Here is a 12,223-nt window from a genome sequence, read left to right as displayed (position 1 = left end):
TGCCAGAGATAATGTGAGCATCTGCACCACTTATGGACCGGCGTTTTAACAGAGGGAACACCATGGCGGTACTGATTGTTGAGGATGAGCCATCTATTGCTGACACCATACGCTATGCTCTGGAAACCGAACGGATAGATAACATCTGGGTCACCACCGGGCAGCAGGCTCTGGATGCACTCAGCGCCGGTAATACAGAGCTGGTTCTGCTGGATATCGGCCTTCCTGATATGAGCGGATTTGATGTCTGTCGGGTCATCAGGCAGAAATCCTCTGTGCCGGTGGTGTTTCTGACCTCTCGCCATGAAGAGATCGACCAGGTGCTGGGTCTTGAACTGGGCGCTGATGATTACATCACCAAACCCTTCAGCCCCGGGTGCTCACGGCCCGTATCCGTGCCCGCCTGCGCCAGCCTCCGGAAGCGGCGCATATCACCTCTGCTGGCTTCAGTCACGATGCAGATGGCGCCAGAATCACGCTGAATGGTGTCTTGCTGGATCTGAGCCGCTATGAATACCGCCTGCTACTGTTACTGATGAGCCATCCCGGCAGAATCTATTCCCGTGAACAGTTGATGCAACAGGTTTGGGAAGAGCCTGAACGCAGCTTCGACCGCACTGTCGATACACACATCAAAACCCTCAGGCGCAAAATCCGCGACATCAGCAAAAACTGTGACCCGCTCAAAACCCGCCGTGGTCTTGGTTACAGCTTTGAGGCAGACGCATGAGCCTGAGATTACGCCTGATTCTGGTGTTTCTGTTTTCAGTGCTGACAGGCCTTAGCAGTGTGGTTTACTGGGTACTCGATGAGCTGGAGCCCCGTTATCAGGAAGCTCAGGAGGATATTCTGGTCGACATATCAGAAATGATGGCCACTCTGATCGCGAATGAAGCCGTCAGCTTCAGCGAAAGCGGTGGCACCGTGATCGACACGCATCTGGCTGAACGGCTCTTTGCAGGGCTGGCCGGCAGGCCGCTAAACGCACAAATTTATGATCTGCTTAAAACCGAAGTTGATCTGAGAATGTATATCACCGATGCCAGAGGCACCGTGATTTTTGATTCCCATTACACCGATACCGGCCGCGATTATTCCCAGTGGCGCGATGTCTATCTGACTCTGCGCGGTCATTATGGTGCCCGCAGCAGCGACGATGTACCCGGCCAGAGTGATACCGAACGGCTCTATGCCGCAAGCCCGGTGCTGTATCGCGGTGATATTATCGGTGTGGTGTCCACCGGAAAGCCCACCCGCAACATTAAACGCTTTATCAGCCACCTGAGCACCAACCTGCTCTGGATTTCACTGGTCGCTGCACTGGCAACTCTGTTGACTGGTCTTGTGATCACCCTCTGGATTACACGGCCCCTGCTCCGCCTTGAACAGTATGCCAGAGGGGTTTCCAGAGGCGAACGCCCCGCTCTGCCGGCGCTTGGTCATAATGAAGTTGGACGTGTGGGTACAGCGCTTGAAAGCATGAAAGCCGCACTGGATGGTAAATCCTATGTGGCAGATTATGTGCAGAGCCTGACGCACGAACTGAAAGCCCCGATCGCTGGTATCCGTGGTGCAGCAGAGCTGTTACAGGAACCGATGTCCGATGCACGGCGCAATCAGTTTCTCAATAATATTATTGAGCAAGGTTCAAGGATGCAGGAGCTGATCGAGCGCTTGCTGAAACTGGCCGCCATTGAATATCAGAGCAGCCTGGAACGACACGACAGAGTCGTACTGAAAGAGCTGATCGCAGCAGTCTGCCGCAGCCTTGAAGACTATGCCAGCCAGCACAGAGTCAGCCTTGAATACAACTGTGACCCTTCCCTGTCCATCACCGGCGACAGTACCCTGCTGCAGGATGCACTGAGCAACCTGATCCGCAACGCCACAGAGTTCTCACCGCCAGAGTCAGCTGTACTGATCGGTGCCGTACAAAACGATGCTTCTGTTTACATCAGCGTAAAAGATTCCGGACCCGGGGTGCCACCTTTTGCCGAAGAAAAACTGACCCAGCGCTTTTTCTGTCTGCCCCGGACAGATGGCAGCAAAGGCAGTGGGCTGGGCTGAGTTTTGTTCATGAAATCATGCAACTGCATAACGGAAAGCTGAATTACCACCGCGAAACGGAACCACCAGCTACTGTGTTCTCACTGACACTGCCAGTTGAGTGTAGCCTGCCGAACGGAGTTTGATGTTATAGACTGAGTCATACTGCTACCAGCAAAGGGACTGAAACTCGGCTTATACAAGCCCGTCGCTTTGATTATCCATCCTGCTGGCGTGCACCAATACCCTGAGCGAGTGAACTTACACCGGCGCTGAACCTGAAACTAACTGAGACTGATACAGTAACCCGCTTTTTCAATAGGACAGATGCTGGTTAACCGATGAATGTCTCGGTTTTGGCATCTTGCATCGCCCTACCGCCTACATCCATGTAGCGTAGTGCCCCAGACCAACCTGCAAGGAGCAACCCGGTTTGGCAGTGGTTAAGAACCACGCTAAGTGAGCCTCTAGGCAACCGAAGAAAGTACCCTTGTGGTATTTTGCTGTAAGTCATTCACAGCCAACGATGACAGACGAAGTAGGGGCACTAGCTCAGGGACTTTATATTGATTGCTGACGTGGCCAATAAAGAACTAATACCTATTGGCTCATAGGGGTTATGTGTTCTGTTTATGCTATGGCACTCAAGATTAAAGTCTGCTAAAGATCATAAATAAAAGCCCTGCCGAGTTAGCTTAACAAACTCTGTTTTAACTTAGTTGCCGTACGTAAATCGACTAAAGGGCAGGTCGAAGTTTTCATGAAGACTTAGTTATTGCCTCTCAGCCATCTTTAGCCAATCATTGATGGAATTAACTCCCAGTGTCAACAGCAAATCTTGCACTGATACCACACGTTTAAGCATTGCACCTTGATCAGATTCTTCACGTTCCTCAGCTTCGGCAAAAAGCCGGGTCACCAGTTGAACAAGTTGATTGTTATGATCGTAAAAATGGGACTTGGTACGACTAATATAACCTAGATAAATTTCTGTCGTGGCCAATGCGATATCTGGATCACGTTGTGAAATGGCGTTGAGCCACTCGTCCAATCCAAACAGCCGGTGACTTTTGTTTTCGCTATCGAGTTCGAACACACTAAAGCACAATTGAATCAATTCTATCGGGATGGAGATAGGTGGCTCTTTGTCCCGAAAGATGTTCCCGGTATGTCGAGCAACCACCGCTGCATGACCACTGCCGGTTTTTAGTCCTGTCTCGATACCTGTAAGGCATTGCTCACGATGCTTTTTGATATTCTGAGGATAGGTCCAAACGCTTATTGCACCCTGCCAAGCTTCGGTAATATCCAATGTGCTCAATTCTGTAAGCAAATCGGCAAAATTGAGATGTCCCGTTAGGGCAGACAGTGCTGAAATTCGTCCCCAAGTTTCCATGTCTTTCTTGCTGCCCTCATGGCGAAGGCGTACAAGTAGAGGGGCGACCTTATCGAAGTGACCGTGATAGGCATAATACAGACAAGGTTCTGCGGACTTCCAAAGACCCACGGAGTCCAGCATGGCATGATCAAATAAATCCCAACCCAATTCGGGGTTCTGTCTTTGGAGATACGGCAAACGTCGCAAAATTAATGCACGGATTGCAGGGTGTTCCTTGCTGGCAAATCTAAGTAGTGTTGGGGGTAACAATTCGGGTAGTACAATACTCTGCTCGTGAAAGTTGTTGACCAAAATCATCAAGGCTTCGACGATATTCCCGGTTATCATATTGATACCAGTAGTAAGAAAATCGACCGAATCCCAACGTGTAGAGCTTTCTTCCCTAAGCTTTCCAAAGCCTATTGACAAGAACACAAGCCGCGAAGCAGCAAGTGTATCCTGGATGACATGTGCACAGGATACCAGGGCCTTGGCTGCAGAGCGATTGAGTTGCCAATGAGCGGGATGCCTTTCCAGTTCATCAAGTATTTGGTTCACCAAGGCAGGTGCATCAGGCTCATCGATTGGTGTCCAGGCAGTGTTCGCTTGCAAGTTTCCATAGCGATGTGCCAGGTAACTGGCGATACCATCCATGATCTCATTGCAAAATCCGGGTGAAATATTCGTCCAATGGGATGTCAGTAAACCTAGGAACCGGGATGGGTGGCGAGATGAAGCCTCGCGTAGTTGCCAACCGACCTCTCGCTCACCTCCGACCAAAAGGTCATCGAAATCTCGGCCATGTCCGGTGTAGTGCGCGAGTAAATGAAATATCCCACTATCACTGGCATTGAGGAGAACCTCGTATGAAAATGGGGCGGCCACATTACCGCCTCTCATGCAGATGTGCGGCTGTCGAAAGAATGTCCCATACACCTTTTCGTATGCATCTAGTATCGCTTGGGTTTCTGATGAACGCAGATGGCATGGTATCGTGGATATATACTCTACTCGCCTCTCCAGAGCCCATAAGCGTGTTTCCCCACCCTTTACCGTCTCATCCTCCCACAAGGCCTGTATTGTTGCCATGACTGAATCTTGTGTATGGCTATCAAGGTAAATAAATGCAGTCTGAATCAATGCACCCAACTCATAAGAAAGCTCAAATTCAAGTAAATTACTGTCGCATAATAGGTGACCGATCAGGTCTATATTTTCCTCTGGGTTACTAATGAAAGCGAGGATGGCGAAGTAACACAATGCCCCTTCGTGGTTAAAGCATAAGCGTTCTCGGTTACTTTGCCACCAATCGGAGTTACTTTTAGCGTGATTGAGAATGGCTGCTTCAACGGCATCCAGTAGAACACGTTCACTATCTATGTATGCATGATCGGTCTGCGTGTGAGTGTCACTATAAGAAGTTTCACTCAGGAATTCACTGCGATAGCCTATTCGGGTATCACCATAACGCGTTGATCGGAGTTGACTCCATTGTTCGATTTTTTTCAGTGCCAAATCAAGTAACGCGGTGGATTGCGCCATCCGCTGCTTCAGGAAACTCTCATCTGTTTCACCAAACTCATGGGGTTGGCAATGCAGTTTATTATCAAAATGAAATTTCAATATATCATCATCGTTGATCTCACCAGCGATATAGCGCCATAGGGCTTTGTCATCAATAGTGCCGGCATTGACACTACGTGCAACAGTACGTCCCAATAAAATATGGTCTGGTTTCGGCATACTGAGTAGTCGCTCTAGCAAAGGTGCAACGAGTGATAAATTTTCTGTTCGAAAGTCGGATAAAGAAAAAACTAACTGCTCTGAAATTCTATTGCCGTCCAGCCAATCTAAAGCAATTGCATCCATCCAGAATGCCAATACGCCAGCAGCATCGTCATTTGCCCACTGCGCTATGCGATGAACATGTGTTGTCAGCCCCTCGGCATCGTGCACTTCCTTCAATGCGGGCACCAGATAAGAAAGCCAAAAGTGATGCCACTCTACCAACGATCCCTGGTTGTAAATCACCTGAAACACCTCGCGATGGTTGGCATGTAAATCTCGTATCAGCGGCCAGTCATCGTCCTGAGGTATCTGTCGGGAAAATGATTCGGCAACCAGGCGACGGATATGGAAGGCGGAGTTGCCTGTCAATACTGTCCGCAGTTGCTTCCTAAATTCGCGGCGTTCTCCCGTCGCCAACTGTGCAACAAAGCTACGTATGCTCGGCCGTACGAAGGGAACGGGAGGCAAGCCTTGGACGAACTCATCGAGCGAGACGCCCCGGCGTAGGGCGCCACTAATCACCAGTACATCTAGTAGAGTTTGATGCCCAAACGTCAATTTACCATCATAGGTATCGAGCAGTACATTGAGACTGTGTAGTCGTCGCAGGATGTCCTGTGAAGCACTGAAGCGTTGATTTGCAATAGACAGACTGCGAGATTTCAGCATCGCATCGGCAATGTATTCAATTGCTTGCATCGCTGTGTCCCCCAGCGTGGGATCGGCCTTCACGATGGTATCGAGGTAGCGTTGTCCTAGTGCTTGGCTGGTCACTACGTTGAAGCTGCCTTCACGTTGCGCCAGTTCGACAAACAGAGCAAGTTCGCGAGGATTACGGATCAGTTCACGGGTGGCGGCATCAATAGTCGTCGAATCGATTTCAAGCTTGCAAAGAAGCGATACAATTTCAGACTCCCAGTCCAACGGCAGGCACTGCAATTCGCAGTCCCATTGCCGAGCAGCGATGCGTCGATCGTATTTACGGTCGAAGTCGCGGCAAGCGGTGATAACGGTAACATTGGGAAATAGTAGCAACTGATCAATTTGTGCCAGAAAGTACGTCAATATGCTGTGTTCGCGAGCGATGGATAAGACATCGAGTGAGTCGATAACTACGACAACATGTGCGTCTTCAGCTAAACGGGAAGCTTGTTCTACCACTGCTCTGGCAGGCCCTGTGCCTGGCGATCCTGCGCCGCTGCAAGGTCGGCGAATTCGCGTGATTGGATAAAGAGTGGTACCAGGTCAGATCGGACTTGCATACGCTGTTCTAGTGCTTCTTGCAGGCTCAACATCACACAGGTTTTGCCAGAACCAGGCAGACCCGTAAGCAAAATGGAACGTTTCTTGGCATCGATAGCTGCTAGGAGTTCGCCCAAAACTGGGCTAGAAATGCGCTGCCCGGCAATGTCCCGATGCCAATGCCTGCCAATGACCGAAGTGCTGGCAAACGATTTTCGCACCTCTGAAATGTCCATGCTCGGAACCAGCATTGCGCCCGAGCGATGAAGAATTTCTTTGATGTCGTCTTTGGTTAGTCGATGCTGGGTTGAGGCGGACAGGTTGCCGTCCTCCACACGACCACCAAGTTTATCGAGTCGCATACAGAGAGCGTTGAAGGCAACATCTGAGTTACTTGCCATTTGGTGCAAACGTTCTCGTAGTAAAATCTCCATGCGATCAAAATCTGGGCTGATCTCGAAAGAGGTACGGTGTAGGAATTCATACGTGGAAAGATTGGGCACCTGATCGGCGATGCGAGCGGCCAAGTCGCTATTTGTTTGCCTATGTTCTTTGGTCAATTTCGCAAGATAATCAGCCTCATTGGCATGGAGGGTACTGTATTCACGTAGTTTAGCGAGTGATCCAAACTCGCTACGCGAATAGAAGCGGACTTGAGCTTGTTTATTTTTAGCCAGCGCTAGTGCCGCTTTGTCCAGCTCATCTGCAAGATCAGCTATCGACCATGCCCTGAAATTGGCTTGGTTCTTTTTGCACTGGCAACAAATCAAGGAACCGTCTGATTTTCCAATTACAACATCATCTACCAGATAGTTTGTAGAATCTATCTCAAGCCATTGAAATTCGAGATCGGACAGGACAGTTAGTGCCCAGTCGAAGGCAACAAGTGTCTGATAAATATCGCCACGGTTGGAGAGTATTCCTGCGATGCTCATTTAGTCGCTTGCCAAATTTTTTTCATCTAAATCCTCTACTTTAGAAGCTGATGGTGCTGTTGTTGGAGCAGCTACTAGCGACCAGATCCCTCTGACTTTCTCAGCCCCTTTAATTACGGGCTGCTGTCAGTCGTTAGCTGATATTGGGTACACATAACGATTTGCTAATGGGCTGCCGCAGCGCAGCGTAGGCACTCCCGTGGAGGCCTCGTTTTTTGTAGCCGGAACGAAATTAAGCAACTTGTTAGCAATATTTACTAAGATACGCCTCTCCCAGTACATCTAAATTTTTATTCCAAAGCTCAGCGATGAGCTTTAATGAAAAGCTGTGAAAATTATCAACACCAAGCTGATCCTTTTTAACCAGATTATGCAATGCATGAAAATCTGAATCTTTTAGACGAAATATTGGCGTATGAACAGCATCATTTCTTAACTCACGGAACCAGTCATATAGCTTAAATTGGAAGTCATCAATAACTGATTTTTGTTTGAGTATTTCTAGCCGTTGATAATGATTTTTGAGTTTAGCTTCTGGGATGTGATAATCTAATAAGCTTTTCACCATCATCTCGACAAAAGAATGGGATACGATCACGAGTAAACGCGGGTTATCTTTTACTATTCCAATTTCTTTTCCAACCTGTAGCATGTAATTCTGAACCAAGCATACCCCCATATTGCTAACGCTTTGCTCACCGGAAAATGGCGTGCACCAGCAAGTTATTTTTTGCGGTGCAAAAAATTTTAGCACTACAATTCATCATCCCACTCAGACTCCCTATCTTCTCTCTCAGTTGAGTCAAAGTATTCCTCATCCATTTCATCAAACTCAAAATGATCTTCGATATGCCCATCACGATCAAAAAGTGCATCAAGATCGATTTCATGTTCATCGTCTTTCAATTCAAATATCGGCCTACATGATTTACTGTCATCATAGAACGATATCCCTAGCTTATGAAGAGCCCCAAAAAAATTATCATCTTTAATATAATTTGAGTCGCTATTTTTAAGCCAAAGACGTCTTCCGGCCTCGTATGACAAAAGCCAAGCATCTGCATAAAGTGACTCTTTGTTCGAAAATTGCCGCAAGTAATCAGCACGTATATTTGTTCTGATGATTCCAGATGCATATAAGTCCAATACAATTAGAACGCAAATAGAGCTAGACATCCCCTCAATTTCTCTAATAACTTCCCTCTTGATATTTAGTTTTAACTCCTTGCATATCCACAGGAGCCAGGATACTTCACTATGATGATCAGATATAGCATGAACTTTTATAAGATTATTGCAGAATCTTTGGATGGCATCCTTATTTATATTGTAGCTGTAATAATTGTATGTCGAAAGAATATTTGCAATGACTTGAAGGGTATTTGGGAAAGAAAATCCACACTTAAGCAAATATGCCTCGAACACATCCCAGTTTGATTTTTTAATTATTCGCGATGAGATTTTTTTTAATCCATACTTAACTAAGCTCTCGTCTGTATACCTTTCTTCCAAGGAAAATAGGGCCTCAAAATAATTGTGTATATCATCTCTTTGTTTCTTCTTTTGATCTGAAATATCAAGCTTCTTTAGATTATACTTCCATGTTTCTTCAACAAGCTCTTTAACCTCGACTATTTTTGTTTTTGCAGGGTTGATCTGAAGCTCGAAATTACTTATAGACTTTGTGAGCTGAGCAAGACATTTTTCCGCGTCCTCTCTTGTATCGAAGAATAAAAAGTAGTCATCTACATACCGAAAACCTTGCGGCCAACCTTTAAGAGCTTCTTTAACCTGAATATCAATTGCCACCCCTATAATTTCAGCAATAATATGTGAAGTATCTGGCCCAATCGGCAAACCTATAGTTTGGCGATCTTGAATCCCCATGCTTTTTTGGTCAAGAATGTTGCCGAAATACATAGCGCTTCTTTCTGAATTTCTTTTGGCTTCAACTTTTCCGTGCAAAGCCCATGGAATGGTGTGGGTATATATGCTTGGAAAAAAAGTCGATATGTCTGTTATCAACACATACCTATAACCTGTAGACTTGGTTATTTTGGCTTCATATAATTCACTAAATTTACTTAGCTGAATAGCTCTTAGAGATGGCGATATTTGCGGAATGCTTAATGATATTTTGCTCTTCCGATAGTGTTTTTGTATGTCACTCCAGTAAGTAACTATTTCTTTAGCAAGAAAAAAATAGCCAACAGGGTTGATAATTCTAGTAATACGTCGATAGTAGGATGAGCGTGCTACAGAGAATTTTTCCATTCTGCAATCAGGTGCTTTTTGTGCTCCCCAGCGGCCTTGAAATTCTTTGTATTTACTTGCGTAAGGTTCTGACGTAAACCCAGGAGGCAACTGAACAGGAAAAAAACCTTTTGCTAGAAGCTCTTTTAATTTATCCATACTTACCTATTTAAACAGAGACTAGTTTGCAGAATCCAGTAAAAGTAATAGTGCCCCGCGCCATGCGCGCGAACTGGCGAGCGTCGCAAGGAACTTAGGCCCCGAATGACGCGGCTTGTTATAATTCAGTAATCCAACTGTAATTTTTATGCAACTTGAATATATCTTTGGCAATTTTATTCGTTGTTTTATTTTTGATTTTATCCATTGTATGAACAATAGCACCTTCGACTATATTTTCTTCAAAATTTGTTCGAGGACCGAATTTTGTCATCTGAGCTTGGATTGCTTTCCAATCTGCAAGCAATTCTTTTGGGAAATGAACATCAAGCAAACTTGATGTTGCATCACTGGTGCTCAGTAGTCGCTTTCTGCCACCGCAAGTACCAATACACGATTCATCAATTGCTTCTTCGATAAGACCTTTAACATACTGATACTTCATAGGTGCTCCGATGAATCTGAGAGAGCTATAACGCTTGTAAGCTGGTGACCGAAAAGCATAGCTTTCTCGGTTCCCAGCTTACAAGCGTTAACTTTTCTTCCCTTCAGAAGAACTTTCCTTTTTAACGGCCTTCACGGTAGGCATCGGTGTTTTTGTTTTTGTAGGTGGCAACTGCCTATTTAATACCGCCCGACCGTCACTGCTCCACTTTGATATTTTTTCGTTTTCATCAGGCATTTACTTTCTCCTTCATTGATACGTTGATTCCAAATAAAGATCTGCCTCCTCTTGTGCCTTTTCAAGTGCAGACCTATTTTTAGGTAGCGCAATTCCACTAAGACACTTGCGCTCAGCCGCAAAAGACTTTTCTTTCAAGTCACTCCATCTTTTATGGATTTCTTCTTCAGTCCATTTCCCTTCAGCAACAAAATACCAATCCCTTTCTGAACTAAGAGATAATTTTGAAATTTCATCTCCCAGAGAATTCAGAGCAGCCATACGCTTCCTATACGGAAGCAGAGGCTTGACTGCTGTAATTACTTGAGATGCCGCGATTATCAGCGCCCAAGCAAACTGATAGTCTTTCCAAACAGCCCATGCCGCAATACTTGTTGAAGACGTAACAGCAAGAAAAATATTAATCCATTGATCATATTGCTGTTGTTGAACAGCATAGTTTTGCAAATAGAAAACATGAACTTTTAATTCTTTTAGCTGATTCCAATATCTATTCTGATACATAAAAACCTTCTTCTACAAAAACAGCAAATATAAGCCAAGTGCCAATATAAATAAACCTATGCTGTCAAATAATATTCCAACTATAGAGTTATTTCTAGGATGGCTAATCAACTCTCCTCCACTAGGAACACTTCTACTGGGAGGAACTATTTCTGTAAGAATGGGATGGTTAACCCATTCGCCAATTCCAATTAGAATACATGCCAGACTAAGAACTTGAACAGTATTATTATCAACGCCTTCTAGACTTACTGTTAATGACGTAAGAAGAAACAATGCACCTAACACAATCAGTACATGATACCAATAATCCAGCTTAAGATTTGAAAGCGGGTTATTCATTATTATCCTCGTATCAGTTAACATTTACATCCTAGCCCCAAAGACCACGATACAAAAACGACTAACCCTGCACTTAAATTGGAAATCCCCAATGGGGATCTATCTTCCATCACATCTACAGCCTTGATACCGGTTGGTAAATAGGCTATCAAGATCAATACCCAAATTACGTGAGCATCGAGCAGGCTACCGCACGGCCTGTGTCATATTACAGCCGTAGTATATTCATATTGTCTGTTATGGATTAAAACAGGCCAGGTTAATTGTTGCAAGGTTTGTTAGGAGATTCGAAACAGCACTGCTAGCCACGATGTTCAAAGGGTTGAGTCTGTAGCAAACTACTTCCAGCCCATACGCCCTGCATGATTTTTCAGGGCGCATAAAACCGCCAGTTTGGCGACGACGAAATTATTTGCGCCATTTTCACATAGCTGCTGCTTCCAGGATGTGAACCGTCATTGCTCATCACCTCAAGCTTGTATGAATCCTCAGACACCAGGGACGAAAAAATATCAATGTACGGCACGCTCTGCGCCGCTTCTTCATCCCCCGTGCCATTGACGAAAGAATCACCCACAAAACAAATTCTAATATCTGTAGTCATTAATACCTCGCGATTTTCGCCCTGACGAGCCAGCCATAAACGGTCGATTGCAACGAGCGCAGGGGAATACCGAGATAGCTGTTGCATGTAGTGCAGACGCCTATTGTTTTCAATTCGTCAGGCACTTGCTACACTTTGATATGCATTTGTAATACATAGCCAAGCAAATGGTGGCATTATGAAGACTGAAATGCTGAGTACCCGAATAGACCACGACACCAAGCTAGCATTCACTAATGTTTGCGAAGATATAGGACTTAGCCCCTCTCAAGCCATAAAGCTTTTNNNAA

The 12,223-nt window shown here is 45.6% G+C and carries 13 protein-coding genes; 4 read left to right on the top strand and 9 right to left on the bottom strand.

Features of this window, described 5'->3' with window-relative positions; all coding sequences use genetic code 11:
- Nucleotides 1–62 precede the first annotated feature (62 nt).
- Genes LH51_RS22150 through creC form a run of 3 tightly spaced genes read left to right on the top strand, consistent with a single transcriptional unit; the run spans nt 63 to nt 2,067 of the window.
- Nucleotides 63–482, top strand: a complete 420-nt coding sequence (locus LH51_RS22150; protein ID WP_235263514.1) for a response regulator — start codon at nt 63–65, stop codon at nt 480–482.
- An 8-nt stretch (nt 483–490) separates the two neighbouring features.
- Complete coding sequence (locus LH51_RS22145) at nt 491–730, top strand: winged helix-turn-helix domain-containing protein (RefSeq protein ID WP_235263513.1); 240 nt, start codon at nt 491–493, stop codon at nt 728–730.
- Nucleotides 727–2,067, top strand: a complete 1,341-nt coding sequence (gene creC, locus LH51_RS04655) for a two-component system sensor histidine kinase CreC (protein ID WP_036520242.1) — start codon at nt 727–729, stop codon at nt 2,065–2,067. The genes LH51_RS22145 and creC overlap by 4 nt, the downstream gene beginning before the upstream one ends.
- A gap of 751 nt (nt 2,068–2,818) precedes the next feature.
- Here creC and LH51_RS04650 read toward each other — a convergent pair.
- The 9 genes from LH51_RS04650 to LH51_RS04625 form a co-directional block, all read right to left on the bottom strand.
- Nucleotides 2,819–6,373, bottom strand: a complete 3,555-nt coding sequence (locus LH51_RS04650) for a hypothetical protein (protein WP_200881868.1) — start codon at nt 6,371–6,373, stop codon at nt 2,819–2,821.
- Entirely contained in the window at nt 6,367–7,389 is a 1,023-nt protein-coding gene (locus LH51_RS21200) for a hypothetical protein (RefSeq protein WP_200881867.1), read from the bottom strand. The genes LH51_RS04650 and LH51_RS21200 overlap by 7 nt, the downstream gene beginning before the upstream one ends.
- 244 nt (nt 7,390–7,633) lie before the next feature.
- Nucleotides 7,634–8,143 (bottom strand): DUF4145 domain-containing protein, encoded by a 510-nt coding sequence (locus LH51_RS04645; protein WP_144244174.1) that lies wholly within the window; start codon nt 8,141–8,143, stop codon nt 7,634–7,636.
- Nucleotides 8,143–9,801 (bottom strand): RNA-directed DNA polymerase, encoded by a 1,659-nt coding sequence (locus tag LH51_RS04640; protein ID WP_036520238.1) that lies wholly within the window; start codon nt 9,799–9,801, stop codon nt 8,143–8,145. The genes LH51_RS04645 and LH51_RS04640 overlap by 1 nt, the downstream gene beginning before the upstream one ends.
- A gap of 118 nt (nt 9,802–9,919) precedes the next feature.
- Complete coding sequence (locus tag LH51_RS04635; RefSeq protein ID WP_036520237.1) at nt 9,920–10,246, bottom strand: hypothetical protein; 327 nt, start codon at nt 10,244–10,246, stop codon at nt 9,920–9,922.
- Between the two features lie 87 nt (nt 10,247–10,333).
- Nucleotides 10,334–10,483, bottom strand: coding sequence for a hypothetical protein (locus LH51_RS20750; protein WP_160173676.1), 150 nt, complete (start codon nt 10,481–10,483; stop codon nt 10,334–10,336).
- A gap of 12 nt (nt 10,484–10,495) precedes the next feature.
- Nucleotides 10,496–10,987, bottom strand: coding sequence for a hypothetical protein (locus tag LH51_RS04630; RefSeq protein ID WP_036520228.1), 492 nt, complete (start codon nt 10,985–10,987; stop codon nt 10,496–10,498).
- Between the two features lie 12 nt (nt 10,988–10,999).
- Nucleotides 11,000–11,329 (bottom strand): hypothetical protein, encoded by a 330-nt coding sequence (locus tag LH51_RS20405; RefSeq protein WP_144244173.1) that lies wholly within the window; start codon nt 11,327–11,329, stop codon nt 11,000–11,002.
- A 370-nt stretch (nt 11,330–11,699) separates the two neighbouring features.
- Nucleotides 11,700–12,020 (bottom strand): hypothetical protein, encoded by a 321-nt coding sequence (locus LH51_RS04625; RefSeq protein WP_036520225.1) that lies wholly within the window; start codon nt 12,018–12,020, stop codon nt 11,700–11,702.
- 91 nt (nt 12,021–12,111) lie between these two features.
- Here LH51_RS04625 and LH51_RS24650 point away from each other — a divergent pair.
- On the top strand, nt 12,112–12,223 hold a 112-nt coding region (locus LH51_RS24650; protein WP_036520222.1), incomplete at its 3' end, for a type II toxin-antitoxin system RelB/DinJ family antitoxin.

The organism is Nitrincola sp. A-D6 (assembly GCF_000764495.1).
Taxonomy (GTDB): Bacteria; Pseudomonadota; Gammaproteobacteria; order Pseudomonadales; family Balneatricaceae; genus Nitrincola.
The sequence above is the reverse complement of the archived record's forward strand: the minus strand, read 5'-3'. Positions and strand labels throughout refer to the sequence as shown.

Coding starts and splice junctions, on each gene's coding strand:
- LH51_RS22150 (WP_235263514.1), top strand. CDS start 63: ATGGCGGTACTGATTGTTGAGGATGAGCCATCTATTGCTGACACCATA.
- creC (WP_036520242.1), top strand. CDS start 727: ATGAGCCTGAGATTACGCCTGATTCTGGTGTTTCTGTTTTCAGTGCTG.
- LH51_RS21200 (WP_200881867.1), bottom strand. CDS start 7,389: ATGAGCATCGCAGGAATACTCTCCAACCGTGGCGATATTTATCAGACA.
- LH51_RS04640 (WP_036520238.1), bottom strand. CDS start 9,801: ATGGATAAATTAAAAGAGCTTCTAGCAAAAGGTTTTTTTCCTGTTCAG.
- LH51_RS04635 (WP_036520237.1), bottom strand. CDS start 10,246: ATGAAGTATCAGTATGTTAAAGGTCTTATCGAAGAAGCAATTGATGAA.
- LH51_RS20750 (WP_160173676.1), bottom strand. CDS start 10,483: ATGCCTGATGAAAACGAAAAAATATCAAAGTGGAGCAGTGACGGTCGG.
- LH51_RS04630 (WP_036520228.1), bottom strand. CDS start 10,987: ATGTATCAGAATAGATATTGGAATCAGCTAAAAGAATTAAAAGTTCAT.
- LH51_RS20405 (WP_144244173.1), bottom strand. CDS start 11,329: ATGAATAACCCGCTTTCAAATCTTAAGCTGGATTATTGGTATCATGTA.
- LH51_RS04625 (WP_036520225.1), bottom strand. CDS start 12,020: ATGCAACAGCTATCTCGGTATTCCCCTGCGCTCGTTGCAATCGACCGT.